Below are 24,758 nucleotides of genomic sequence, written 5' to 3'. Positions count from 1 at the left end.
GAGTTGTTTCAGGCCTTGAGGGCGCACAGTTTCATGCCGGTAGCCCTGGCAGATCGACCTGTGCATCCAATAGGCTCATGAAAGCCCGCGCAGCGTTCGACAGCGTCCTTTCGGTGTGCACGATATAGCCTAGCTGGCGACTGAGCTGTATGCCCGGCAAAGCGATACTTGCCACTTGATCATCGAGCATGGTGCGCGGCAGCACGCTCCAGGCCAGGCCGATAGACACCATCATCTTGATCGTTTCCAGGTAGTTGGTGCTCATCGCGATGTTCGGCGTCAGGCCCTGGGCCTCGAATAGGCGGCTGACGATATGGTGGGTAAAGGTGTTGCCGCCCGGGAACACCGCCGGGTGCCTGGCAATATCGGCCAGATTGACGGTGCCGTTGCCGGTCAAGCTGTGCTCCGGTGCTACGACGAAATCCAGTGGGTCATCCCACACCGGCGTGGCGCGGACCAAATTGTGCGGGTCAGGCGCCAGGGTAATGACCGCCACTTCGGCGCGACCATGGAGGATTTCTTCGTAGGCCACTTCCGAATCGAGGAACTGAATATCCAGCGCCACGTTGGGGTACTGGCGGGTGAAGGTACGCAGGATCGGGGGCAGGCGGTGCAGGCCGATATGGTGGCTGGTGGCCAGAGTCAGCCGGCCGCTGACTTCGCCGGTCAGGTTAGTGAGGGCGCGGCGCGTATCGTCCAGCACGTTGAGGATCTGATAGGCGCGCGGCAGCAAAGCCCGCCCGGCTTCGGTCAGGCCGACTTCACGGCCCAGGCGATCGAACAGGCGCACCTTTAATTGTTGCTCCAGGCCGGCGATGCGCTTACTGATGGCCGGTTGGGTCAGGTGCAGGCGTTCACCGGCGCCGGAGAAGCTTCCGGTCTCGGCGATGGCGATAAAAGCGTTGAGGTTGGCCAGGTCCATGGTGGTATTCCAGTTGGTAATCCAAAGCATAAAAAATATGAATTTGAGTTATTTAATGTAGCGCCATACCATCAGCCTCACAAGCCAAAGGGTTATTGAATGTCTCAAGGCCCGGGGCATAGAAAGACCGATGATGAGGACCGACTGATGGCCGGCAAAACGCTTTACGACAAGCTTTGGGATTCCCATGAAGTGAAACGGCGCGACGATGGCTCGTCGCTGATTTATATCGACCGTCACATCATCCATGAAGTGACCTCGCCACAAGCGTTCGAAGGCCTGCGGCTGGCCGGGCGCAAGCCTTGGCGCGTCGACTCGATCATCGCCACCCCTGACCACAACGTACCGACCACGCCTGAACGCAAGGGCGGCATCGACGCAATCGTTGACACCGTGTCGCGCCTGCAAGTGCAGACCCTCGACGATTACTGCGACGAATATGGCATCACCGAATTCAAAATGAATGACGTGCGTCAAGGCATCGTTCACGTGATCGGTCCGGAGCAGGGCGCGACCTTGCCCGGCATGACCGTCGTCTGCGGCGACTCCCACACCTCCACCCACGGTGCGTTCGGCGCGTTGGCCCATGGCATCGGCACGTCCGAGGTGGAACATGTGTTCGCCACCCAGTGCCTGGTCGCCAAAAAAATGAAGAACATGTTGGTCTTGGTTGAAGGCACGCTGCCGTTCGGCGTGACCGCCAAGGACATCGTGCTCGCCGTGATCGGCAAGATCGGCACCGCCGGTGGTAACGGCCATGCCATCGAGTTCGCCGGCAGCGCGATTCGCGACCTCTCCATCGAAGGCCGCATGACCATCTGCAACATGTCCATCGAAGCCGGTGCCCGCGTGGGCATGGTGGCGGCGGACGAGAAGACCGTTGAATACGTCAAGGGCCGCCCATTCGCGCCGAAAGGCGCCGATTGGGACGCCGCCGTCGAAGCCTGGAAAGACCTGGTCTCCGACGCCGATGCGGTGTTCGACACCGTGGTCGAGCTCGACGCTGCGCAGATCAAGCCGCAAGTCAGCTGGGGCACCTCGCCGGAGATGGTCCTGGCCGTCGACCAGAACGTGCCGGACCCGGCTAAAGAGGCCGACCTGGTCAAGCGCGGTTCGATCGAACGCGCCTTGAAATACATGGGCTTGAAAGCCAATCAGGCGATTACCGACATCCAGCTGGACCGCGTGTTTATCGGTTCCTGCACCAACTCGCGGATCGAAGACCTGCGTGCCGCGGCGGTGATCGCCAAAGGCCGTAAAGTCGCCTCGACCATCAAGCAAGCCATCGTGGTGCCAGGCTCGGGCCTGGTCAAAGCCCAGGCCGAAGCCGAAGGCCTGGACAAGATCTTCCTCGAGGCCGGTTTTGAGTGGCGTGAGCCGGGCTGCTCGATGTGCCTGGCGATGAACCCGGACCGTTTGGAGTCGGGCGAGCATTGCGCGTCGACCTCCAACCGTAACTTCGAAGGGCGTCAGGGCGCCGGTGGGCGTACCCACCTGGTCAGCCCGGCCATGGCCGCCGCGGCTGCCGTCAACGGTCGTTTCATCGACGTTCGCGAATTGATCTGAGGAAAACCCGATGAGAGCTTTTACCCAACACACAGGTCTTGTAGCGCCGTTGGACCGTGCCAACGTTGACACCGACCAGATCATTCCCAAGCAGTTCTTGAAGTCGATCAAGCGCACCGGCTTTGGCCCCAACCTGTTCGACGAGTGGCGCTACCTGGACGTGGGCTACGCCTACCAGGACAACTCCAAGCGCCCGCTGAACAAGGACTTTGTGCTCAACGCCGAGCGCTATCAGGGCGCCAGCGTGTTGCTCGCCCGGGAAAACTTCGGTTGCGGCTCCAGCCGTGAACACGCGCCGTGGGCCCTGGAAGAATATGGCTTTCGCAGCATCATCGCGCCGAGCTACGCGGACATCTTCTTCAACAACAGCTTCAAGAATGGTTTGCTGCCGATCATCTTGAGCGACGCTGAAGTGGATGAACTGTTCAAGCAAGTGGAAGCCGATGTGGGCTACCAGTTGACCGTCGACCTGGCTGCGCAGACCGTTACGCGCCCGGACGGCAAGGTCTATCACTTTGAAGTGGACGCCTTCCGCAAGCACTGCCTGCTCAATGGCCTGGATGATATCGGCCTGACCCTGCAGGACGGCGATGCGATTGCCGCGTTTGAAACCAAACACCGGGCCAGCCAGCCCTGGTTGTTTCGCGACGCGTGATTCTATGTAGACCGGACTGGCCCCTTCGCGAGCAAGCCCGCTCCCACATTTGATCGCATTTCAACGGAAGGAACTCGGTTGAATGTGGGAGCGGGCTTGCCCGCGAAGACGGCAGTACAAACAACACAAGTCTCAAGGAAGCTCACCATGACCCGCACCGCCCACACCCAAGTCGTGCAAAAACAATTCGGCGAGCAAGCCTCGGCGTACCTGAGCAGTGCCGTGCACGCCCAAGGCACCGAATTCGCGCTGCTCCAGGCCGAACTGGCCGGGCAGGGCGCAGCACGACTGCTGGACTTGGGCTGCGGTGCTGGTCATGTGAGTTTCCAGGTAGCGCCGCTGGTCAAAGAAGTGGTCGCCTACGACCTGTCCCAACAGATGCTCGACGTGGTCAGTGCCGCCGCTGTGGATCGCGGCCTGAATAACATCCGCACTGTATGCGGCGCCGCCGAACGCTTGCCATTCGCCGACGGCGAGTTCGACTTCGTGTTCAGCCGTTACTCGGCGCACCACTGGAGTGACCTGGGCCTGGCCCTGCGTGAAGTGCGCCGCATACTCAAGCCAGGCGGCGTGGCGGCCTTTGTCGACGTCTTGTCACCGGGCAGCCCGCTGTTGGACACTTACCTGCAAACCGTCGAAGTGCTGCGCGACACCAGCCACGTGCGCGATTACGACGCCGCCGAGTGGATGCGTCAACTCAGCGAGGCCGGCCTGCATGTGCGCACCAGCAGTCGCCAACGCCTGCGCCTGGAATACACCTCCTGGGTCGAGCGCATGCGCACTCCGCAGGCCTTGCGCACCGCGATCCTTGAGCTGCAGCAGGCGATGGGGCAGGAAGTGCGCGATTACTACGAGATTCAGGCCGACGGCACCTTCAGCACCGACGTGCTGGTGGTTTTTGCCGAACGTTGATTAATTTTCCCGACCTGCCTGCGGGCAGGTCGCTTGATGAAATGAGGAACGCATGAGCAAGCAGATTCTGATTCTTCCTGGCGACGGTATTGGTCCGGAAATCATGGCCGAAGCGGTCAAAGTCCTGGAGTTGGCCAACACCAAGTACAGCCTGGGCTTCGAACTGAGCCACGATGTGATCGGTGGTGCGGCTATCGACAAGCATGGCGTGCCGCTGGCCGACGAGACGCTGGACCGCGCCCGTGCTGCTGATGCGGTGTTGCTGGGGGCTGTGGGTGGCCCGAAGTGGGACAAGATCGAGCGTGATATCCGCCCTGAGCGCGGCCTGCTGAAAATTCGCGCGCAACTGGGCCTGTTCGGCAACCTGCGTCCGGCCATCCTCTATCCGCAACTGGCCGACGCGTCGAGCCTCAAGCCGGAAGTGGTGGCGGGCCTGGATATCCTTATCGTGCGCGAGCTGACCGGTGGTATCTATTTCGGCTCGCCACGCGGCGTGCGCGAGTTGGAGAATGGTGAGCGTCAGGCCTACGACACCCTGCCGTACAGCGAGAGTGAAATCCGCCGTATCGCCCGTGTCGGTTTCGACATGGCCCGCGTGCGCGGTAAAAAGGTCTGCTCCGTCGACAAAGCCAACGTATTGGCTTCCAGCCAGCTGTGGCGCGAAATTGTCGAAGAAGTGGCCAAGGACTACCCGGACGTCGAACTGAGCCACATGTACGTCGATAACGCCGCCATGCAACTGGTGCGCGCACCCAAGCAGTTTGACGTGATCGTCACCGATAACCTGTTCGGCGACATCCTGTCCGACCAGGCCTCGATGCTCACCGGTTCCATCGGCATGCTGCCGTCGGCGTCCCTGGACACCAACAACAAAGGCATGTACGAGCCTTGCCACGGTTCGGCGCCGGATATCGCAGGGCAAGGCATTGCCAACCCATTGGCGACCATTTTGTCGGTGTCGATGATGCTGCGTTACAGCTTCCACCTGAGCGACGCGGCCGATGCTATCGAGAAGGCCGTAAGCCTGGTGTTGGATCAGGGTTTGCGCACCGGTGACATTTGGTCACAGGGTTGCACCAAAGTCGGCACGCAAGAAATGGGCGACGCAGTAGTCGCCGCGCTGCGGAATCTGTAATCTCTCGGGCCCGCTTGCAGTTGTTGCTGCAAGGCGGCCCACTTTTTAACAAGGTGTAGTTGCGATGAAACGTGTAGGTCTGATCGGTTGGCGCGGTATGGTCGGTTCCGTGCTCATGCAGCGGATGCTGGAAGAGCAGGATTTCGATCTTATTGAGCCGGTGTTTTTCACCACTTCGAACGTAGGTGGCCAAGGGCCGTCCGTGGGCAAGGATATTGCCCCGCTCAAGGACGCCTACAGCATTGAAGAGCTGAAAACCCTCGATGTGATTCTGACCTGCCAGGGTGGCGACTACACCAGCGAAGTCTTCCCCAAGCTGCGCGAAGCCGGCTGGCAGGGTTACTGGATCGACGCCGCCTCCAGCCTGCGCATGCAGGACGACGCGGTGATCATCCTCGACCCGGTCAACCGCAAGGTCATCGACCAGCAGCTGGATGCGGGCACCAAGAACTACGTCGGCGGCAACTGCACCGTCAGCCTGATGCTGATGGGCCTGGGCGGCTTGTTCGAAGCGGGCCTGGTCGAGTGGATGAGCGCCATGACCTATCAGGCGGCGTCCGGTGCGGGTGCGCAGAACATGCGCGAACTGATCAAGCAAATGGGCGCGACCCACGCGGCCGTTGCCGATCAACTGGCCGACCCGGCCAGCGCGATCCTCGACATCGACCGCCGTGTGGCCGAAGCCATGCGCAGCGAAGCCTACCCGACCGAGAACTTCGGTGTGCCATTGGCCGGTAGCCTGATCCCGTGGATCGACAAGGAACTGCCGAACGGCCAAAGCCGCGAAGAGTGGAAAGCCCAGGCCGAAACCAACAAGATTCTGGGCCGCTTCAAGAGCCCGATCCCGGTGGACGGTATCTGCGTGCGTATCGGCGCCATGCGCTGCCACAGCCAGGCGCTGACCATCAAACTGAACAAAGACGTGCCGATCGCGGATATCGAAGGGCTGATCAGCCAGCACAACCCGTGGGTCAAGCTGGTGCCGAACAACCGCGAAATCAGCATGCAGGAGCTCAGCCCGACCAAGGTTACCGGCACCCTGAATGTACCGGTTGGCCGTCTGCGCAAGCTGAACATGGGCACCCAGTACCTGGGCGCGTTCACCGTTGGCGACCAGTTGCTGTGGGGCGCGGCTGAACCGCTGCGCCGCATGCTGCGGATTTTGCTGGAGCGCTAATCGCTGCTGGTAAACAAGAAACCCGCGTTCTGGTGACAGGCGCGGGTTTTTTGTTGTTCGTTACAGCCCCATTGCGGGCAAGCCCGCGCCGACAGTCGAGCGCATTTGAGCGTTGGAACTCGGTCAAGTGTGGGAGCGGGCTTGCTCGCGAAGGGGTCATCAGCCACGCCGCAAACCCCCGGTTAATTGCCTCACCCCCAGCCACCCGGTAAAGTGCCGCTCCCCCCGCAATGCCCGAGGCAGCCCCCATGACCCAGACTTTTGAAATTGCAGTGATCGGCGCCACCGGCACCGTGGGCGAAACCCTGGTGCAGATTCTTGAAGAGCTGGATTTCCCGGTGGGCACCTTGTACCTGCTGGCGGGCAGCAACTCGGCCGGTGCGTCAGTTCCGTTTCGTGGCAAAAACGTGCGGGTCAAGGAAGTCGATGAATTCGATTTCAGCAAAGCGCAATTGGCGTTCTTCGCAGCCGGTCCGGCGGTAACCTTGAGTTTCGCCCCGCGTGCCACGGCCGCCGGCTGCTCGGTGATCGATCTCTCCGGCGCCTTGCCGGCCGAGAAGGCGCCCCAAGTGGTGCCGGAAGCCAATGCCCATGTGCTGGACGGTCTGAAAAGGCCGTTCCAACTGGGCAGCCCAAGCCCGTCCGCCACCAACCTGGCGGTAGTCCTGGCGCCGCTGCGCGGTTTGCTGGAGATCCAGCGCGTCAGCGTCACCGCCAACCTGGCTGTCTCTGCCCAAGGCCGTGAGGCTGTCAGCGAGCTGGCCCGGCAGACCGCAGAGCTGCTGAACGTACGCCCGCTGGAGCCCAAGTTCTTTGATCGGCAAATGGCCTTCAACTTGCTGGCACAAGTCGGCACGCCCGACGCCCAGGGCCATACCGCCCTGGAGCGACGCCTGGTCCACGAGTTGCGTGCGGTGCTGGAAACTCCTTTACTGAAGATTTCCGCAACCTGCGTTCAAGCACCGGTGTTTTTTGGCGATAGCCTGACGGTGTCGTTGCAATTGGGCGCGCCGGTCGATCTGGCGGCGGTCAACCGCGCACTCGAGGCGGCACCGGGCATTGAGCTGGTCGAAGAGGGCGATTACCCGACCGCCGTGGGCGATGCGGTCGGCCAGGACGTGGTCTACGTGGGCCGAGTGCGTGCGGGCGTGGATGACCCGGCGGAACTAAATCTATGGCTGACGTCAGATAACGTACGCAAAGGCGCCGCATTGAATGCCGTGCAACTGGCGCAGTTGTTGATAAAAGGCCTTGCGTAAAAGATACTTGGCGGCAATTTGTAGATTGATTCTAGCCAAGCGCTATGCTTGGTCCCTAGCAGAACAGAAGCGCGTCGGTAACCTATCGGCTCGCCATGCCTTATGGCAGCGGTTACCAACCTTCTCGCAGGCCGGGGAGTGTTCAGACAAAGGATGAGGCTATGGTTCAAGTTCGCAAACTGGTGTTAGCAATAGCGGCCGCCTCGGCGCTGTCCTCCGGTATGGCGCAAGCGCTGCAGCTTGGGGAGATGACCCTCAAGTCGAAGTTGAACCAGCCGTTGTCGGTGGAAATCGAATTGCTTGATGTCGGTGGCCTCACCGCTGCCGAGATTACGCCCAGCCTGGCCTCCGACCAGGCATTTGTAGACGCAGGCGTTGATCGCCAGGCGTTCCTCAATGACCTGACGTTTACCCCGGTGGTCAACCCTAGCGGGCGCAGCGTGGTGCGTGTCACGTCGAGCAAGCCGCTGCCGGATTCCTATGTGCGTTTCCTGCTGCAGGTGCAATGGCCCAATGGCCGCCTGATGCGCGACTACAGTGTGCTGCTCGACCCGGCCAAGTTCGAACAGCCAGCACCGACTCCGACCGCGAGCGCACCCGCGCCGCGTTTGAGCGCGCCGACCGGCGCTGCGCCGACTGTCAGCAAATCCGCTCAGCACACCACGACTTCTCGCGACACCCTGTGGGAAATTGCTGAGAAGAACCGTAATGGTGCTTCGATCCAACAGACCATGCTGGCTATCCAGGCGCTCAATCCTGACGCCTTTGTCGACGGCAATATCAACCGCCTGAAAACCGGCCATGTCCTGCGCCTGCCGGACCGCCAGCAAGCCACCGCCTTGGCGCAACCCAAGGCGATTGCCGAAGTGAGCGCGCAAAATGCGGCCTGGCGCCAGGGGCGCCGCGCGGCCAACAATCAGGCGGCGGGCAAGCAGCAACTGGACGCGACCAAGCGCGCGCAGGCGGGCAATGCGCCCTCAAGCACCACCGCCACGGACAACTTGAGCCTGGTTTCTGCTGAATCTGCCAAGAAAGGCGCGAAGGGCAAGGCCGGTGACGGTCGCGCGCTGAATGACAAGCTTGCGATGACCCAGGAACAACTGGATACCACTCGCCGCGACAATGCCGAACTGAAAAGCCGCGCGGCGGATCTGCAAAGTCAGTTGGACAAGCTGCAAAAGCTGATTCAACTGAAAAACGATCAACTTGCCAGGTTGCAGGCAGCAAACGGCGCCCCGGCGGCGCCGGCAACGGCGGCAACGGCGGCAACGGCGGCGATGCCCGCTCAATTGGCCGGCGAGCCAGTCACTGCGCCAGCCGCGGTTCCAGCAACGCCCGAGGTGGCGCCGGCTGCTGCTGCGGCTGCGGCACCGGCACCTGCCGCACCCGAGCCAATCAAGCCGGAGGCCACGCCTGATACCACCGAAGGTAAATTCAACGAGCTGCTGACCAATCCGATCGTCTTGGGTGTGATCGGCGGTGCGGCGGGCTTGTTGGTGTTGTTGCTGCTGTTGTTGTGGGCACGTCATCGCAATGCGCGCCTTGAAGAAGAAAAGCACTTGCGTATGGCGCGGGCCCTGGCTGAAGAGCCGGTATTTACGCCGAACATTGATCACGACCTGCCACCGGACAGCTTCGAAGGCCTGGAAGTCACGCCACCGAACGTCAAGTTGGCAGCTGCGCCCGCACCCGCGGCGGCGGTTGAGCCGGTCGTGGTGGCGCCGACGGTTGCCTCGGTACTCTCGCCGTTGGCGGTTGCTGTCGCTCCTGAGAATTCCAGTGATGCGCTGGCACAAGCTCAATCTCATATCGACCGTGGCCATCTGAACCAGGCGGCTGATGTGCTGGAGCAGGCGATCAAGCGCGAGCCCAAGCGCAGCGATCTGCGTTTGAAGTTGATGGAAGTTTATGGCCTGCAGAGCGACAAGGACGGCTTCGTTACCCAGGAGCGTCAACTGGTGGCCAATGGTGAGAACCATGCCCAGGTCGAGCAGCTCAAAAGCCGCTTTCCGGCCATGGCTGTGTTGGCGGCGGGCGTCAGTGCTGCGGTGGCTGCTGCGGCCCTGGACGCGCAATACGTCAAGAACCTGATGGAAGACAAACCCGTCGCGCCAGCCCCGGAGCCAGAGGCGTTCGATACCGATTTCGACCTGAGCCTGGATGACCTGGAAGCCGCTTCACCGGCCGTGGTCAGCCCGAAAGACGCGCTGAGCTTCGAGTCGGTGCTGCAACAGCAGACGGAAGCCAAAGCCAGCCCGGACGATTTGTCGGACTTCGATCTGGACCTGCAACTGGAGGATCCGGCTTCCACGCAGTCGGATGATGACTTCCTTTCGGGTCTTGAAGACCAGATGAAGGATGTCCCGGCCGTTGAGCCGCCGACCCTGACGCCTGCCGCGCTGGACGACTTTGACCTGCCGGAAGATTTCGACCTGTCCCTGGCGGACGAGCCGCAAGCGCCCGCCGCCGGCAAGCCCGAGGTCTTCGCCTCGGAGCTCAATGATGTCAACGCTGAGCTGGATCGCCTGTCCCAAAGCCTGGAACATCCGCCGATCGAACCTTCCTTCACCGCTGAAGAGGCGGCGTTGGGTGGTGATGAGCCGGAATTCGACTTCCTGTCCGGTACCAATGAGGTCGCCACCAAGCTGGACCTGGCCCAGGCCTACATCGACATGGGCGATGCCGATGGCGCGCGGGACATCCTTTCCGAAGTGCTGACCGAGGGCGATGAAGCCCAGCGCGGTGAAGCCAAGGAAATGCTTGGCCGGCTGGCGTGATCGTCAGCTGTTAACGCAACGGCGGCCCTTGGGCCGCCGTTTTGCTTTCCAGCCTTACAAACCATGGCGTCTGCGGCTCAGCGCCTTATAATGGGCGCCTTTGCGCAACTCATCGGGCTCTCAGTTCTTGGCAAATATAGATAACGCGGCCGCCGAAATGGCGGCCGCAGGCTTTTACCGCATCGCCCTCGGCGTGGAATACAAAGGTTCGCGCTATCGCGGCTGGCAGCGCCAGGCCTCCGGTGTGTTGACGGTGCAGGAAACCCTGGAAAACGCTTTATCGAAAGTCGCCGACTCGCCGGTGTCGCTGATGTGCGCCGGGCGTACTGACGCGGGCGTGCACGCTTGTGGTCAGGTGGTGCACTTCGATACCCAGGCCGAACGCACGATGAAAGCGTGGGTAATGGGCGCCAATATCAATTTGCCCCACGACGTCAGCGTCACCTGGGCCAAGGTCATGCCTGCGCATTTTCATGCGCGATTCAAGGCGATTGCCCGGCGCTACCGCTATGTGATCTATAACGATCAGATCCGCCCGGCGCACCTTAATCAGGAAATTACCTGGAACCACCGTCCCCTGGATGCCGAGCGCATGGCCGAGGCGGCACAGCATTTGGTGGGTGTGCATGACTTCAGCGCCTTCCGTGCCGGCCAGTGCCAGGCCAAGTCGCCGATCAAGGAAGTCCATCACCTGCGGGTGACCCGCCACGGCAAAATGATCGTGCTGGACATCCGTGCCGGCGCCTTCCTTCATCATATGGTGCGTAACATTGCAGGCGTGCTGATGACCATCGGCACCGGCGAGCGTCCGGTGGAGTGGGCCAGAGAAGTGCTGGAAAGCCGCATCCGCCGCACGGGCGGGGTGACGGCGCATCCGTTCGGCTTGTACCTGGTGGATGTGGAGTACCGCGATGAGTTCGAGTTGCCGGATCGCTTCATCGGGCCACACTTCCTCACAGGTTTCAGCGAACTTGGCGGCTGACGCCCGGAAAAGCTTTTGTTACCATCCGGGACTTTCTCGGTTCAACCCTGAGGTTTCTACGACATGTCAGCCGTTCGCAGCAAGATTTGCGGGATTACCCGCATAGAAGACGCGCTGGCGGCAGTCGAGGCGGGGGCGGATGCCATTGGTTTGGTGTTTTACGCCAAAAGCCCGCGGGCGGTGAATGTGTTGCAGGCGCGGGCAATCATCGCCGCGCTGCCACCGTTCGTGACCACCGTGGGGCTGTTCGTCAACGCCAGTCGCTGCGAACTCAACGAAACCCTGGATGCCGTGCAGCTGGACATGCTGCAGTTCCATGGCGATGAAAGCCCCGCCGAGTGTGAAAGCTACCAGCGCCCGTATATCAAGGCGCTGCGCGTCAAGGCGGGGGATGACATCGCTGCCGCCTGTGCGGCCTATACTGGCGCTCGCGGGATTCTGTTGGACACCTATGTCGAAGGTGTGCCCGGCGGAACGGGTGAGGCCTTCGACTGGACGCTGATTCCCGAAGGCTTGAAGACGCCGATCATCCTCGCAGGCGGGCTCACCCCGGCCAATGTCGGGGCGGCCATCGAGCAGGTCCGGCCGTACGCGGTGGACGTGAGCGGTGGGGTGGAGCAGGGCAAGGGCATCAAGGACCACCACAAGATTCGCGCATTCATGCAGGCCGTGCGCAACAGCAGTGGCGTGATGTGACGGCTGGCAGTCTGCCGCCGTCCATAACTACCACTGTGTAAAACAGCACCGGCGCCGCCTGCGGGAGGCCCGGAAATGAAGTGGCAACCCTGCGCTGGCAGGTTGTCTGGAAGGCTGAGGAGGCATGCGGGAAATGGCCGGTCGAACGTCTGACCCCGTCCAGCATGTGTCATCGCCACATATGAATTTAGCTCAAGGGCATACGCGGGGCTGTGTTCAAGCCACCGGTACTGGAGAAAGAAAGCATGAGCAACTGGTTAGTAGACAAACTGATCCCTTCGATCATGCGTTCCGAGGTGAAGAAAAGCTCGGTTCCTGAAGGTCTGTGGCACAAGTGCCCATCCTGCGACGCGGTGCTGTACCGCCCGGAGCTGGAAAAGACCCTGGATGTTTGCCCCAAGTGCAACCACCACATGCGTATCGGCGCCCGCGCCCGCATCGACATTTTCCTCGACGCCGATGGCCGTAACGAGCTGGGTGCCGACCTGGAGCCGGTTGACCGCCTCAAGTTCCGCGACGGCAAGAAGTACAAGGACCGCCTGACCGCTGCGCAGAAGCAGACCGGTGAGAAGGACGCGCTGATCTCTGTCAGCGGCAAACTGCTGGGCATGCCGGTTGTCGTGTCCGCGTTTGAGTTCTCCTTCATGGGGGGGTCGATGGGTGCCATCGTGGGTGAGCGTTTCGTACGTGCCGCCAACTACGCCCTGGAAAACCGTTGCCCGATGATCTGCTTCTCCGCCTCAGGTGGCGCGCGTATGCAGGAAGCGCTGATCTCCCTGATGCAAATGGCCAAGACCTCCGCGGTACTGGCGCGTCTGCGCGAAGAAGGCATCCCGTTCATCTCCGTGCTGACCGACCCGGTCTACGGCGGCGTTTCCGCCAGCCTGGCGATGCTGGGTGATGTGATCGTCGGTGAGCCCAAGGCCCTGATCGGCTTTGCCGGCCCGCGCGTGATTGAACAAACCGTTCGCGAAAAACTGCCGGAAGGTTTCCAGCGCAGCGAGTTCCTGCTTGAGCACGGCGCTATCGACATGATCATCGCCCGTGGCGAGCTGCGTCCACGCCTGGGTAACCTGCTGGCGCAAATGATGGGCCTGCCGACGCCGGTGTACATCGCGCCTAAAGTCGAGCCAATCGTCGTGCCGCCGGTGCCTGCAAACCTATGACCCAACGTACCCTGGGCGAATGGCTCGCCTACCTTGAGCAGTTGCATCCGTCCGCCATCGACATGGGCCTGGAGCGCTCGCAACAGGTAGCGGCCCGCCTTGGGTTGGGCCGGCCGGCACCGCGCGTGGTCACGGTGACCGGCACCAACGGCAAAGGCTCTACCTGCGCCTTTGTCGCGGCGCTGCTGCAAGCCCAAGGGCTGAAGGTCGGCGTGTACAACTCTCCGCACCTGCTGCGTTATAACGAGCGGGTGCAGCTCAATGGCGTCGAAGCCACTGACGAGCAGCTCTGCGAAGCCTTCGCCGCACTGGATGTCGGGCGTGGCGAGATATCCCTGACGTACTTCGAGATGGGCACCTTGGCGGCGTTTTGGCTGTTCGAGCGTGCGCAATTGGATGTGGTTGTCCTGGAAGTTGGCCTGGGTGGGCGTCTGGACACGGTCAACGTGGTGGATGCCGACCTCGCGCTGGTCACCAGCATTGGTGTTGACCATGCCGATTATCTCGGCAATACCCGTGAGTCGGTGGCCTATGAAAAGGCTGGCATCTTCCGTCAGGGCAAGCCTGCGCTGTGTGGCGACCTGAACCCGCCGCAGCCCTTGCTCGACAAGGTGCGCGAGCTGGATTGCCCGTTTTACCTGCGCGGGCGCGAATTCACACTCGAGATTGGCAACCAGCATTGGCAATGGCGCGGGTGTGATGCGCGTGGGCAGGTTGTAGCGTTGCGTGACTTGCCGTTGCTGAACCTGCCGATGGAAAACGCTGCGCTCGCGCTGCAAGCCTACCTGTTGATGGATTTGCCGTGGAATGCCGAGCAGATTGCTGCGACATTGCTGGCGACCCGGGTGGTTGGGCGGCTGGATCGCCGCGCGTTTGAATGGGCGGGCAAGCGTCTGAACCTGCTGCTGGATGTGGGGCATAACCCGCATGCCGCCGAGTACCTGGCGCAGCGCCTCGCGCGTACGCCACCGGCTGGCCGCCGCCTGGCGGTGTTCGGGCTGTTGGCCGATAAGGACCTGGACGGCGTGGTTGCGCCGTTGCTGAGCAATGTTCAGGCGTGGGCAGTTGCGCCGCTGGATACGCCGCGCAGTCGTCCGGCCGCCGAGCTGGAAGTCGCCTTGCAGAACCTTGGTGCATCGGTGGCGTCGTATACAAGCGTCACCGCCGCGCTTGAAGCGCAATGTGCGGTGGCCACGGCCGAGGACGAGATTCTGTTGTTCGGATCATTTTATTGTGTTGCCGAGGCGCTAGAGTGGTTGGCCCGGCGCTCCACGGAGGAAGCTGCACATGGCATTACTGGATAGCGCATACAAGCAGCGAATGGTTGGGGCCCTCGTATTGGTGGCGTTGGCGGTGATTTTTCTGCCGATGCTGTTTTCCCGCCAGGACGAACAGCGCCAGGTCGTCGTCGAGGCACCGGCCGCGCCCCAGGCGCCGACGATCCCTCAGGTTCAGGTTGAGCCGGTGGTGGTGCCCGAGCCGCAGGCGTTGCCGCAAGAGCCGGTGCCGACTGACGAGGAAGTCGCTGCACAGCAGGCGCCAACTCAGCCGATACAGCCGAGTGTGCCGGTGGTCAAGCCTGCTCCGGCCCCGGTCGTTGCCGCCAAGCCTGTTGCGCCCGCGCCTGCGCCCAAGCCAGTGGCGCCGCAGCCGGCCGCACCGGGTAAGCCTGATGTGGGCCAGAGCCGTATCGATCCCAACGGCTTGCCGATCAGTTGGTCGATCCAGCTCGCCAGCCTGGCTAACCGCGAAAGCGCCGAAGCCTTGCAGAAAAAGCTGCGTACCCAGGGCTACAACGCCTATATCCGTAGCGCCGACGGCAAGAACCGGGTGTTTATCGGGCCGCTGATCGAGCGTGCCGAGGCGGATCGCCTGCGGGACTTGTTGGGCCGTCAGCAGAATCTGAATGGATTTGTGGTGCGTTTCCAGCCTGAGCGCGGCTGATTTTAAGCGGGTAATACGGTTCAAATGTGGGAGCGGGCTTGCTCGCGAATACGCAGTGTCAGTCACTGAATGTGTATCTGGCACTCTGTATTCGCGAGCAAGCCCGCTCCCACATTGGTTTTGTGCTGGTCTTGGCAGGGCGTTATCTATGGGCAACCCATTGATTTGCAAAGCACCCGCAATCACAGCTTACCGATAGCCGAGCGCTCTGCTAAAATGCGCCGCCTTATCCGTCCGTAGGCTGCACTGTGCCATTTACCTGGGTTGATTGGGCGATCGTTGCAATCGTCGCCATCTCCGCTTTGATCAGTCTAAGCCGCGGCTTCGTAAAAGAAGCACTGTCGTTGCTGACCTGGATCATCGCAGGAGTCGTAGCCTGGATGTTCGGTGGTTCACTGTCGGTTTACCTGGCCGGGTATATCGAAACACCTTCGGCTCGCGTTATCGCGGGCTGCGCCATCATGTTCATCGCCACGCTGCTGGTGGGGGCAATGGTCAATTATCTTATTGGCGAGTTGATACGTGTCACCGGCCTCTCCGGGACCGATCGATTCCTCGGCATGGCCTTCGGCGCCGCGCGTGGCGGGCTGCTGGTGGTGGTGGCGGTCGGGCTATTGAGCCTGGGGCCGGTACAGCAGGATTCGTGGTGGCAGGAGTCGGTACTCGTGCCAAAATTTCTATTGGTTGCAGACTGGTCCAAGAACCTCATTCTGGGGTGGAGCAGTCAGTGGCTGGCCAGCGGAATCAGCGTACCCGCTGATCTTCCGTTCAAGGAACACCTTTTACCGGCCAAAACGCCTCAGTAAGCTGTGTTCAGTCAAGATTCATTAAGTAGGGGTTGCGTCGCATGTGTGGCATCGTCGGTATCGTCGGTAAGTCGAACGTCAATCAGGCGCTGTATGACGCGCTAACCGTCCTCCAGCACCGCGGCCAGGACGCTGCCGGTATTGTGACCAGCCACGACGGCCGGTTATTCCTGCGCAAGGACAATGGTCTGGTGCGTGACGTGTTCCATCAGCGTCACATGCAGCGCCTCGTCGGGCACATGGGCATTGGCCATGTGCGTTACCCGACTGCCGGTAGCTCGACCTCGGCCGAAGCTCAACCGTTTTACGTCAACTCGCCTTACGGCATCACCCTGGCGCACAACGGTAACCTGACCAACGTTGAACAGCTGGCCAAGGAGATTTACGAATCTGACCTGCGCCACGTCAACACCAACTCCGACTCGGAAGTGCTGCTTAACGTGTTCGCTCACGAGCTGGCCCAGCGTGGCAAGCTGCAGCCGACCGAAGAAGATGTGTTCGCGGCCGTCACTGACGTGCACAACCGTTGCGTCGGTGGCTACGCGGTAGTGGCCATGATCACCGGTTATGGCATTGTCGGTTTCCGCGACCCGCACGGCATCCGCCCGATCGTGTTCGGCCAGCGTCACACCGACGAAGGCGTCGAGTACATGATCGCTTCCGAAAGCGTGTCCCTGGACGTGCTGGGTTTCACCCTGATCCGTGACCTGGCGCCGGGCGAAGCGGTGTACATCACCGAAGATGGCAAGCTGCACACCCGCCAGTGCGCAGTGGCCCCGAAACTCACCCCGTGCATCTTCGAACACGTCTACCTGGCGCGTCCGGATTCGATCATCGACGGCGTTTCGGTGTACAAGGCGCGTCTGCGCATGGGTGAGAAGCTGGCCGAGAAGATCCTGCGCGAGCGTCCAGAGCACGATATCGATGTGGTGATCCCGATTCCGGACACCAGCCGTACCGCTGCACTGGAACTGGCCAACCATCTGGGCGTCAAGTTCCGCGAGGGTTTCGTCAAGAACCGCTACATCGGCCGTACCTTCATCATGCCGGGCCAGGCAGCGCGCAAGAAGTCGGTCCGCCAGAAGCTCAACGCCATTGAGCTGGAATTTCGTGGCAAGAACGTCATGCTGGTGGACGACTCCATCGTCCGCGGCACCACGTGCAAGCAGATTATCCAGATGGCCCGCGAAGCCGGTGCGAAGAACGTGTACTTCTGTTCCGCCGCACCTGCTGTGCGTTACCCGAACGTCTACGGTATCGACATGCCGAGCGCCCACGAGCTGATCGCCCACAACCGTTCGACCCAGGATGTGGCCGACCTGATCGGCGCTGACTGGTTGATCTATCAGGACCTGCCGGACCTGATCGAGGCGGTCGGTGGTGGCAAGATCAAAATCGCCGAGTTCGACTGCGCCGTGTTCGACGGCAAGTACGTGACCGGTGATGTCGACGAGGCTTACCTGAACAAAATCGAGCAGGCGCGTAACGACTCGTCGAAGATCAAGACCCAGGCGGTCAGCGCGATCATCGATCTGTACAACAACTGAGTAAACACCGGCCCTGAGGGGCCGGTTTTGTATCTTAAATAAAGCATTGAGTAAGGAGTCGCAGCATGAGTCAGGAATGGGATGCCGGTCGGTTGGACAGCGACCTCGATGGCGTAGCGTTCGATACCCTGGCTGTGCGCGCCGGGCAGCACCGCACCCCCGAAGGTGAGCACGGTGACCCGATGTTCTTCACCTCCAGCTATGTGTTCCGTACAGCCGCCGACGCTGCCGCGCGTTTCGCCGGTGAAGTGCCGGGCAACGTTTACTCGCGCTACACCAACCCGACCGTGCGTGCGTTCGAAGAGCGTATCGCGGCGCTGGAAGGTGCCGAGCAGGCGGTGGCGACCGCGACCGGCATGGCGGCCATCCTGGCGGTGGTGATGAGCTTGTGCAGCGCTGGCGATCATGTGCTGGTGTCGCGCAGTGTGTTCGGCTCCACCATCAGCCTGTTCGAGAAGTACTTCAAGCGCTTCGGCATCGAAGTGGACTATGTGCCCCTGGCGGATCTGTCCGGCTGGGATGCTGCGATCAAGGCCAACACCAAGTTGCTGTTCGTCGAGTCGCCTTCCAACCCGCTGGCTGAGTTGGTGGATATCGCTGCATTGGCCGAAGTGGCCCACGCCAAGGGCGCGATGCTGGTGGTCGACAACTGCTTCTGCACCCCGGCGCTGCAACAGCCGTTGAAGCTGGGCGCGGACATTGTTGTGCACTCGGCCACCAAGTTCATCGACGGCCAGGGCCGTTGCATGGGTGGCGTGGTTGCCGGGCGCAGCGAGCAGATGAAGGAAGTGGTGGGCTTCTTGCGCACCGCCGGTCCGACCCTGAGCCCGTTTAACGCGTGGATCTTCCTCAAGGGCCTGGAGACCCTCAGCCTGCGTATGAAGGCCCACTGTGCCAATGCCCAGGCCCTGGCCGAGTGGCTGGAGCAGCAGGACGGGATTGAGAAAGTTCATTACGCCGGCCTCGAGAGCCACCCGCAACACGCGTTGGCCCAGCGTCAGCAGCGTGGTTTCGGTGCCGTGGTGAGCTTTGAAGTAAAGGGCGGCAAAGACGGCGCCTGGCGCTTTATCGACGCGACGCGCCTGATCTCCATCACGGCCAACCTGGGTGACAGCAAGACCACCATCACCCACCCGAGCACCACCTCCCACGGGCGCCTCGCGCCACAGGAACGTGAAGCTGCCGGCATTCGCGATAGCTTGATCCGTATCGCGGTCGGCCTCGAAGACGTCGCCGATTTGCAAGCTGACCTGGCTCGCGGGCTGGCGGCCTTGTGATCGAGTGGTCCATGGAGGCTGCGGCGGTCGGTAACGGTCGCGTCGCACTGGTGACGGGCGCGGCCCGAGGCATTGGCCTTGGGATCGCGGCGTGGCTGATCAGCGAAGGCTGGCAGGTGGTGTTGACCGACCTGGACCGCGAGCGCGGTTCCAAGGTGTCCAAGGTGTTGGGTGACAATGCCTGGTTTATTACCATGGACGTGGCCGACGAGAAACAGGTCGCCCAGGGTGTTGCCGAAGTGCTGGGGCAGTTTGGGCGCCTGGATGCGTTGGTGTGCAATGCGGCGGTGGCCGACCCGCGCAATATCACCCTGGAGAGCCTTGACCTGACTTACTGGAACCGGGTGCTGGCGGTGAACCTCAGTGGGCCGATGTTGTTGGCCAAGCACTGTGCGCCGTATCTGCGTGCCCACGGCGGTGCCATCGTCAACCTGGCGTCGACCCGGGCCCGCCAGTCAGAGCCCGACACCGAAGCGTACGCGGCGAGTAAGGGCGGCCTGCTGGCCCTGACGCACGCCTTGGCCATGAGTCTGGGGCCAGAGGTGCGGGTCAACGCCGTCAGCCCTGGCTGGATCGATGCGCGTGATCCTGCTGCTCGGCGTGCCGAGCCTTTGACCGATGCCGATCACGCCCAGCATCCGGCGGGCAGGGTGGGTACGGTTGAGGACGTGGCGGCGATGGTGGCGTGGTTGCTGTCGCGTCAGGCGGGGTTTGTCACCGGGCAGGAGTTTGTGGTGGACGGTGGCATGAGCAAGAAGATGATTTACAGCGAGTAGGGCCGGTCGCCGTCTTGAAGCAATTTTGTCTTTTTCAGAAAAACTTCAAGCGGGCTATTGACTTAGGTCCGCTACCTGCGTAAATTTCGCGGCCTCAACGAAGCAAAGGGTGATTAGCTCAGCTGGGAGAGCATCTGCCTTACAAGCAGAGGGTCGGCGGTTCGATCCCGTCATCACCCACCACTTCTTGAGAGTTTTGCTTCAGGGCAAGACGCAACGTTAAAGGTTGCACCGACGCGCAGCGGTAGTTCAGTCGGTTAGAATACCGGCCTGTCACGCCGGGGGTCGCGGGTTCGAGTCCCGTCCGCTGCGCCATATTTTCCGGGTTCGACTTGTCGGGCTTGAGATCGAACAGCCAAGGCTGATTGATCAGATGTTTAAAGACGGTTGAGCGTTTACGCGCAGCCGGTCAAGCGATACGCAGCGGTAGTTCAGTCGGTTAGAATACCGGCCTGTCACGCCGGGGGTCGCGGGTTCGAGTCCCGTCCGCTGCGCCATATCTGCCTCAAGGCCCACTGAACGCCTTGAAGCACAAAGCAAGCGTTAAGCTTCTTTGATCCGATAGCAAAGACCCTGGTCGAAAGACCGGGGTTTTTTGTGTCTGCAATTTGGCTCCGGCTGTTCCCGGTCAGAAATGTGGGAGCGAGCAAGCCCGCTCCCACAATCAGGTAGGCTCAGAACCCCAGCTTATCTCGCAGCCCGTAGTACCACGCGCCCAGCGCAGCAAACGGTGTGCGCAACAGTTGCCCACCCGGGAACGGGTAGTGCGGCAGATCGGCAAACGCATCAAAACGCTCAGCCTGGCCTCTCAACGCCTCCGCCAGTACCTTGCCAGCCAAGTGCGTGTACGTCACGCCATGGCCGCTGCAGCCCTGGGAGTAATAGATGTTGTCCCCCAGACGACCGACCTGCGGCAGGCGCGACAGGGTCAGCAGGAAATTGCCGGTCCAGGCGTAGTCGATTTTCACATCTTTGAGCTGCGGGAACGCTTTGAGCATCTTCGGGCGGATGATTGCTTCGATGTTGGCCGGGTCGCGTGCGCCATACACCACGCCGCCGCCGAAGATCAGGCGCTTGTCGCTGGTGAGGCGATAATAGTCCAGCAGGTAGTTGCAGTCCTCGACGCAGTAATCCTGCGGCAGTAACGTCTTGGCCAGTTCGTCGCCCAGTGGTGCGGTGGTGATGACCTGAGTGCCGCATGGCATCGACTTGGCCGCCAGCTCCGGCACCAGGTTCCCGAGGTAGGCGTTGCCCGCGACGATGATGAACTTGGCCCTGACCTTGCCCTCGGCGGTATGCACCACCGGGTTGGCGCCGCGCTCGATACGCACCGCTGCCGATTGCTCGTAGATCGTGCCGCCCAGGGATTCCACAGCCGCCGCCTCACCCAGCGCCAGGTTAAGCGGATGAATGTGTCCGCCGCTCATGTCCAGCAGGCCGCCGACATAGTTGTCACAGGCCACCACTTCGCGGATACGGCGCTCGTCCAGTAACTCCAGCTGCGTATGGCCATAGCGCTCCCACAGGCGCTTCTGTGACTCCAGGTGGCCCATATGCTTGCTATTAAGCGCGGCGAACACGCCACCGTCCTTCAGGTCGCACTGGATCTGATATTTGGCCACGCGCTCGCGAATAATCTTGCCGCCTTCAAATGCCATCTGCCCAAGCAACTGTGCCTGCTTGGGGCCGACGCTACGCTCGATCACATCGATATCGCGGCTGTAGCTGTTGACGATCTGCCCACCATTGCGGCCCGAGGCGCCGAACCCCACTTTGGCGGCTTCCAGTACGGTGACGCGAAAACCGTTCTCCAGCAGAAACAGCGCGCTTGAAAGGCCGGTGTAGCCGGCGCCGATCACGCACACATCGGTTTCGACTTCACCTTGGAGCACCGGGCGAGGCGGAACCGCATTCGCGGATGCGGCGTAATAGGACTGGGGGTAGGGGGTGTTCGCCATCCTGGAACCTCTGTTTTATATTTTTTACGAGTGCGCCGATCCTACCTGAGTTGAAAATTGCCTGCCAGCCACCCGAAAACCTCGGGTGTGCCCAGCGCCAATAAATAATTCGCATATTCATAGGGTTAGCTGCAAAAAAGATGTTGACACCCCTCCGGAATTCCGTAGAATGCCGCCTCACAGCAGGCACGTAGCTCAGTTGGTTAGAGCACCACCTTGACATGGTGGGGGTCGTTGGTTCGAGTCCAATCGCGCCTACCAAACAAAATCCGCTCTGCTGGGCGGTCTAGAAGGGCTCACCGAAAGGTGGGCCCTTTTTTGTTGCCTGCGATTTGAGTCGGCCTCCCGTTTGGGCTCTGGCGTGCAGTGTTGAACAGCATTGCTTCAAGCTAGCGTGAGGGCAATCAACGCAGGAGTTGAAAGGGGTCGACACACTATAGCCTATACCCGTACGGGCGCTTTTCACGCTACTGTTATAACGAATGTTTTGGTGATGTCAGCCTTAAGGATAAGGCTGCCAGATAAAATAAAATCAAATGTCGCGTGATAGGCGCTCGAAGGGAACAATGAGAAAAGACCTAAGTGTTGGATTGGATTTCACGCGAATCGTCGCGTGCTTAATGGTCGTTGTTCTTCATGTGTCCGCCACGGGCGTTGCCGAATTCAGTCATGACTGGGTTTATTTTAATGCGTACGACTCACTGGTTCGGGCGTGTGTCCCACTTTTTTGATGTTGTCAGGTGCACTGTTGCTGGGCAGGGAAGAAGGCGTAAGGCAGTTTTACACCAAACGATTTTTACGCATCTTCCCTCCGTTGATATTTTGGTCGGTGTTCTACGTGCTGTGGAAGGCCAGGTTGAGTGGCGATTACAGTGGGTTAAGTGCCTCACTGTTTTCCGTGGTCAAGGGGCCGGCCTATTGTCACCTGTGGTACCTGTATGCCTTGGTAGGGATTTATCTGTTTATTCCATTTATGTCGAAGATTTATCGACATTCCACAGAGGCGGAAAAGATTACCTATCTCGCTCTCTGGTTCGTTGTAGCCTGCATTATTCCATTAGTGTCTTATTTTTATCCGGCTGGGGGTGACCTCGCCACGGTGTACGGGCTTTCATCGATTGTCGGTTTAAGTGGGTTTGTGTTTCTTGGGGCTTACGTGTTTGACCGGATCAACACGCAGGCGAAGCCATCGCTTGTGGCGGATGCTGCAGGTTTATCACGCGCGCGGCGTGCACCGCGCTGGCGACCTATTGGTTATCACTGCGAGACGGCACGCCCAATCAGCTGTTTTTTTCTTATCTTTCGCCATTTGTTGTGGTCGGCGCGGTTTTCGGGTTTCGGCTGTTTATTAGTCTGGGGTCGCGGCTGTCCAGGTACGCTAAAACATTAAATGTGCTGGCAGGCTGTACCCTGGGTGTGTACTGCTTGCATATTTTTATAATGAACAGGCTGAGTATTATTTACGGCCCCTTCATTGAAGGCCATTCGATGCTCTGGGTTATTCCTGCGCTGGTGTTCGCTGTCTTCAGCATTACGCTGGCGCCTATAGTTATTGCCCGCAGTTCAAGCCCTTCAGGCATGTTATTTAAGTGTCGAGCGCTAAGGGGCGGGCCGCATGGGGGTCAGCGACAGATATTGAAGGCAGGTGTGACTGATTGATCAGCAGAACAGCGTAGCAACCGATAACAGGCAGATGATTTGAACCACCAACTGGCAGCGTATTTCACCATTCGTTGTTGGCATACCCATTTGTCCTGCGTACATAGTGGCTACCCTCTTTGGTGGCAACAGTATCGTGTGCGGTGCGTAATACGCTCCACCGCATTATTGAGTATAGGCCTGTAACAGGATTTCGCTGTGGAGCTGATCTGGGTGGATCAATACCGCGCTTTCAAATGGGCGGGCGCAGGGCTGGGCGTGTTGGTTTGGGGCCTCAGACATCTGCCCCGGTTATGAGGCGCTGCGTAAGCCGCAGTGACCCGGCATACTGGCGGATGATTGATTCAGCCCTGGGAGCAAACGATGAAATTGGCAATGGAAGTGTCGTTCGATGTAACAGCGCAGGAGCGTGAGGCCATCCTCAAACCGCTGAGGGCCTATAACCTCAGCCATACCGGCGAAATGGCATTTGAAACCGTCGGCATATTGCTACGTGATCCCACTTCTCAGGAGGTGGTGGGCGGCCTATATGGGAAGATTTCCTACGGATGGTTGTTCGTTGAACTCTTGAGTGTTCCGCACTCGATGCGTACTCAGGGAACCGGCACGCGTTTGATGGGCGCCGCTGAAGAGTTGGCACGTGAACGCGGCTGCGCCGGGATCTGGCTGGACACCTTCAGCTTCCAGGCGCCGGATTTTTATCGCAAGCTGGGCTTCAGTGAGTTTGGCCATATCGCTGATTATCCGCCGGGCCATCAACGGCACTTTTTTCAAAAACACCTGGGCTGAATCCTTGCACGGCGCCGGATCATCTGGCGCCAATCACCCACAAAATTTATTGGTTTGCAGCAACAATTTTTCTTGTTGGACACCCCCCGCCCCCAAGCAGCACAGTTGCCGCCACTGACGCTCGACCTTCCAGGTCAACAATAAAAACCGCGCCGGGCTGCACGCTACTTTCATGCTGTGAACCCTTTGTTCACATCCTGCTGTAATGGCGCCGCAGCGCGCATTCAAGGACCTCATCGTCATGCAAACTGTTGTGAACCTATGGCCGTTGATCGGCGTACTTGTCATCGTGGTTGGCTTCGTCTTGCGTTTCAATCCGCTGTTGGTGGTCACCGCCGCCTCTATCGCGACCGGGCTTGCCGCCCACTTTCCGTTGGAAAGAATTCTCGCCAGCATGGGCGAAGGATTCCTTCAAACCCGTGCCCTGCAACTGATCTTGTTATTGCCCCTGGCCGTTATTGGTCTATTGGAGCGCCATGGTTTACGCCTGCACGCGCAAAACTGGATCGCTCGTTTTGAGCGCGCCACCGTCGGGCGCTTGTTGATCATCTATCTGTTTGTGCGCGAGTCAACGGCAGCGATGGGGCTTACCAGCTTGGGTGGGCATCCGCAAATGGTGCGGCCGCTGCTGGCGCCGATGGCCGAGGGCGCCGCCGAAAAACGTTATGGCAAGCTGCCGGACAAGCTGCGCCACAAGGTGCTGGCCATGTGTGCGGCAACCGATAACGTCGGGCTGTTTTTCGGTGAAGACATCT

Annotated in this window: 21 protein-coding genes and 4 tRNA genes; 23 read left to right on the top strand and 2 right to left on the bottom strand. The window is 60.5% G+C overall.

All coding sequences use genetic code 11. The annotated features are described in order from the left end of the window. Nucleotides 1-31: 31 nt before the first annotated feature. Nucleotides 32-922, bottom strand: a complete 891-nt coding sequence (locus tag CPH89_RS00125; RefSeq protein ID WP_053257094.1) for a LysR family transcriptional regulator — start codon at nucleotides 920-922, stop codon at nucleotides 32-34. Between the two features lie 147 nt (nucleotides 923-1,069). On the opposite strand from CPH89_RS00125, the gene leuC reads away from it, so the two are divergent. The 19 genes from leuC (at nucleotide 1,070) to CPH89_RS00030 (ending at nucleotide 20,094) form a co-directional block, all read left to right on the top strand. Continuing rightward, a complete protein-coding gene (leuC, locus tag CPH89_RS00120; RefSeq protein ID WP_053257093.1) occupies nucleotides 1,070-2,488 on the top strand; it encodes a 3-isopropylmalate dehydratase large subunit in 1,419 nt (472 codons plus the stop codon). A gap of 10 nt (nucleotides 2,489-2,498) precedes the next feature. Continuing rightward, nucleotides 2,499-3,143, top strand: coding sequence for a 3-isopropylmalate dehydratase small subunit (gene leuD, locus CPH89_RS00115; RefSeq protein ID WP_053257092.1), 645 nt, complete (start codon nucleotides 2,499-2,501; stop codon nucleotides 3,141-3,143). 147 nt (nucleotides 3,144-3,290) lie between these two features. After that, nucleotides 3,291-4,055: a class I SAM-dependent methyltransferase gene (locus tag CPH89_RS00110; RefSeq protein ID WP_053257091.1), complete on the top strand. Its 765-nt coding sequence runs from the start codon at nucleotides 3,291-3,293 to the stop codon at nucleotides 4,053-4,055. Nucleotides 4,056-4,107: 52 nt separating this feature from the next. Next, complete coding sequence (gene leuB, locus CPH89_RS00105; RefSeq protein WP_053257090.1) at nucleotides 4,108-5,190, top strand: 3-isopropylmalate dehydrogenase; 1,083 nt, start codon at nucleotides 4,108-4,110, stop codon at nucleotides 5,188-5,190. A 64-nt stretch (nucleotides 5,191-5,254) separates the two neighbouring features. Further along, nucleotides 5,255-6,367 carry an aspartate-semialdehyde dehydrogenase gene (gene asd, locus CPH89_RS00100; RefSeq protein ID WP_053257089.1) on the top strand — a complete coding sequence of 371 codons (1,113 nt, stop codon included), beginning with the start codon at nucleotides 5,255-5,257 and terminating at the stop codon, nucleotides 6,365-6,367. Nucleotides 6,368-6,615: 248 nt separating this feature from the next. Continuing rightward, nucleotides 6,616-7,626: an aspartate-semialdehyde dehydrogenase gene (locus tag CPH89_RS00095; RefSeq protein ID WP_053257088.1), complete on the top strand. Its 1,011-nt coding sequence runs from the start codon at nucleotides 6,616-6,618 to the stop codon at nucleotides 7,624-7,626. Nucleotides 7,627-7,787: 161 nt separating this feature from the next. Next, entirely contained in the window at nucleotides 7,788-10,403 is a 2,616-nt protein-coding gene (locus CPH89_RS00090; RefSeq protein ID WP_053257087.1) for a FimV/HubP family polar landmark protein, read from the top strand. Between the two features lie 157 nt (nucleotides 10,404-10,560). Next, nucleotides 10,561-11,385, top strand: a complete 825-nt coding sequence (gene truA, locus CPH89_RS00085; protein ID WP_053257086.1) for a tRNA pseudouridine(38-40) synthase TruA — start codon at nucleotides 10,561-10,563, stop codon at nucleotides 11,383-11,385. A gap of 63 nt (nucleotides 11,386-11,448) precedes the next feature. Continuing rightward, nucleotides 11,449-12,081, top strand: coding sequence for a phosphoribosylanthranilate isomerase (locus CPH89_RS00080; protein WP_053257085.1), 633 nt, complete (start codon nucleotides 11,449-11,451; stop codon nucleotides 12,079-12,081). Between the two features lie 245 nt (nucleotides 12,082-12,326). Continuing rightward, nucleotides 12,327-13,247 carry an acetyl-CoA carboxylase, carboxyltransferase subunit beta gene (gene accD, locus CPH89_RS00075; RefSeq protein WP_053257084.1) on the top strand — a complete coding sequence of 307 codons (921 nt, stop codon included), beginning with the start codon at nucleotides 12,327-12,329 and terminating at the stop codon, nucleotides 13,245-13,247. Then, nucleotides 13,244-14,551, top strand: coding sequence for a bifunctional tetrahydrofolate synthase/dihydrofolate synthase (gene folC, locus CPH89_RS00070; protein WP_053257083.1), 1,308 nt, complete (start codon nucleotides 13,244-13,246; stop codon nucleotides 14,549-14,551). Before accD ends, folC begins: the two co-directional genes overlap by 4 nt. Beyond that, a complete protein-coding gene (locus CPH89_RS00065; RefSeq protein ID WP_053257082.1) occupies nucleotides 14,535-15,191 on the top strand; it encodes an SPOR domain-containing protein in 657 nt (218 codons plus the stop codon). The genes folC and CPH89_RS00065 overlap by 17 nt, the downstream gene beginning before the upstream one ends. A 248-nt stretch (nucleotides 15,192-15,439) precedes the next feature. Further along, nucleotides 15,440-15,997 carry a CvpA family protein gene (locus CPH89_RS00060; protein WP_003212681.1) on the top strand — a complete coding sequence of 186 codons (558 nt, stop codon included), beginning with the start codon at nucleotides 15,440-15,442 and terminating at the stop codon, nucleotides 15,995-15,997. A gap of 41 nt (nucleotides 15,998-16,038) precedes the next feature. After that, nucleotides 16,039-17,544, top strand: a complete 1,506-nt coding sequence (purF, locus tag CPH89_RS00055) for an amidophosphoribosyltransferase (RefSeq protein ID WP_053257081.1) — start codon at nucleotides 16,039-16,041, stop codon at nucleotides 17,542-17,544. A 65-nt stretch (nucleotides 17,545-17,609) separates the two neighbouring features. Beyond that, nucleotides 17,610-18,821, top strand: coding sequence for an O-succinylhomoserine sulfhydrylase (locus tag CPH89_RS00050; RefSeq protein ID WP_053257080.1), 1,212 nt, complete (start codon nucleotides 17,610-17,612; stop codon nucleotides 18,819-18,821). A gap of 11 nt (nucleotides 18,822-18,832) precedes the next feature. Beyond that, nucleotides 18,833-19,597, top strand: coding sequence for an SDR family oxidoreductase (locus tag CPH89_RS00045; RefSeq protein ID WP_053257079.1), 765 nt, complete (start codon nucleotides 18,833-18,835; stop codon nucleotides 19,595-19,597). Between the two features lie 107 nt (nucleotides 19,598-19,704). Further along, nucleotides 19,705-19,780 (top strand) — tRNA-Val (locus CPH89_RS00040). A gap of 55 nt (nucleotides 19,781-19,835) precedes the next feature. Continuing rightward, nucleotides 19,836-19,912: transfer RNA gene (locus CPH89_RS00035), tRNA-Asp, on the top strand. Nucleotides 19,913-20,017: 105 nt separating this feature from the next. Then, nucleotides 20,018-20,094, top strand: a tRNA-Asp gene (locus CPH89_RS00030). Between the two features lie 177 nt (nucleotides 20,095-20,271). On the opposite strand, the gene CPH89_RS00025 is transcribed toward CPH89_RS00030, so the two are convergent. After that, the gene (locus CPH89_RS00025) at nucleotides 20,272-21,555 is read right to left on the bottom strand and encodes an NAD(P)/FAD-dependent oxidoreductase (protein WP_053257078.1); all 1,284 of its coding nucleotides are present in this window, start codon (nucleotides 21,553-21,555) and stop codon (nucleotides 20,272-20,274) included. Between the two features lie 184 nt (nucleotides 21,556-21,739). On the opposite strand from CPH89_RS00025, the gene CPH89_RS00020 reads away from it, so the two are divergent. The 4 genes from CPH89_RS00020 to CPH89_RS00005 all read left to right on the top strand — a co-directional run. After that, a tRNA-Val gene (locus CPH89_RS00020) sits at nucleotides 21,740-21,816 on the top strand. A 487-nt stretch (nucleotides 21,817-22,303) separates the two neighbouring features. Continuing rightward, nucleotides 22,304-22,945, top strand: a complete 642-nt coding sequence (locus CPH89_RS00015) for an acyltransferase (protein ID WP_157750145.1) — start codon at nucleotides 22,304-22,306, stop codon at nucleotides 22,943-22,945. Between the two features lie 632 nt (nucleotides 22,946-23,577). Then, the gene (locus CPH89_RS00010) at nucleotides 23,578-24,003 is read left to right on the top strand and encodes a GNAT family N-acetyltransferase (protein ID WP_053257077.1); all 426 of its coding nucleotides are present in this window, start codon (nucleotides 23,578-23,580) and stop codon (nucleotides 24,001-24,003) included. A 241-nt stretch (nucleotides 24,004-24,244) separates the two neighbouring features. Continuing rightward, on the top strand, nucleotides 24,245-24,758 hold a 514-nt coding region (locus CPH89_RS00005; protein WP_096237022.1), incomplete at its 3' end, for a 5-oxoproline transporter, DUF969 family subunit.

The organism is Pseudomonas fluorescens, from assembly GCF_900215245.1.
Taxonomy (GTDB): domain Bacteria; phylum Pseudomonadota; class Gammaproteobacteria; order Pseudomonadales; family Pseudomonadaceae; genus Aquipseudomonas; species Aquipseudomonas fluorescens.
This window is presented reverse-complemented; position numbering and strand designations above follow the sequence as displayed.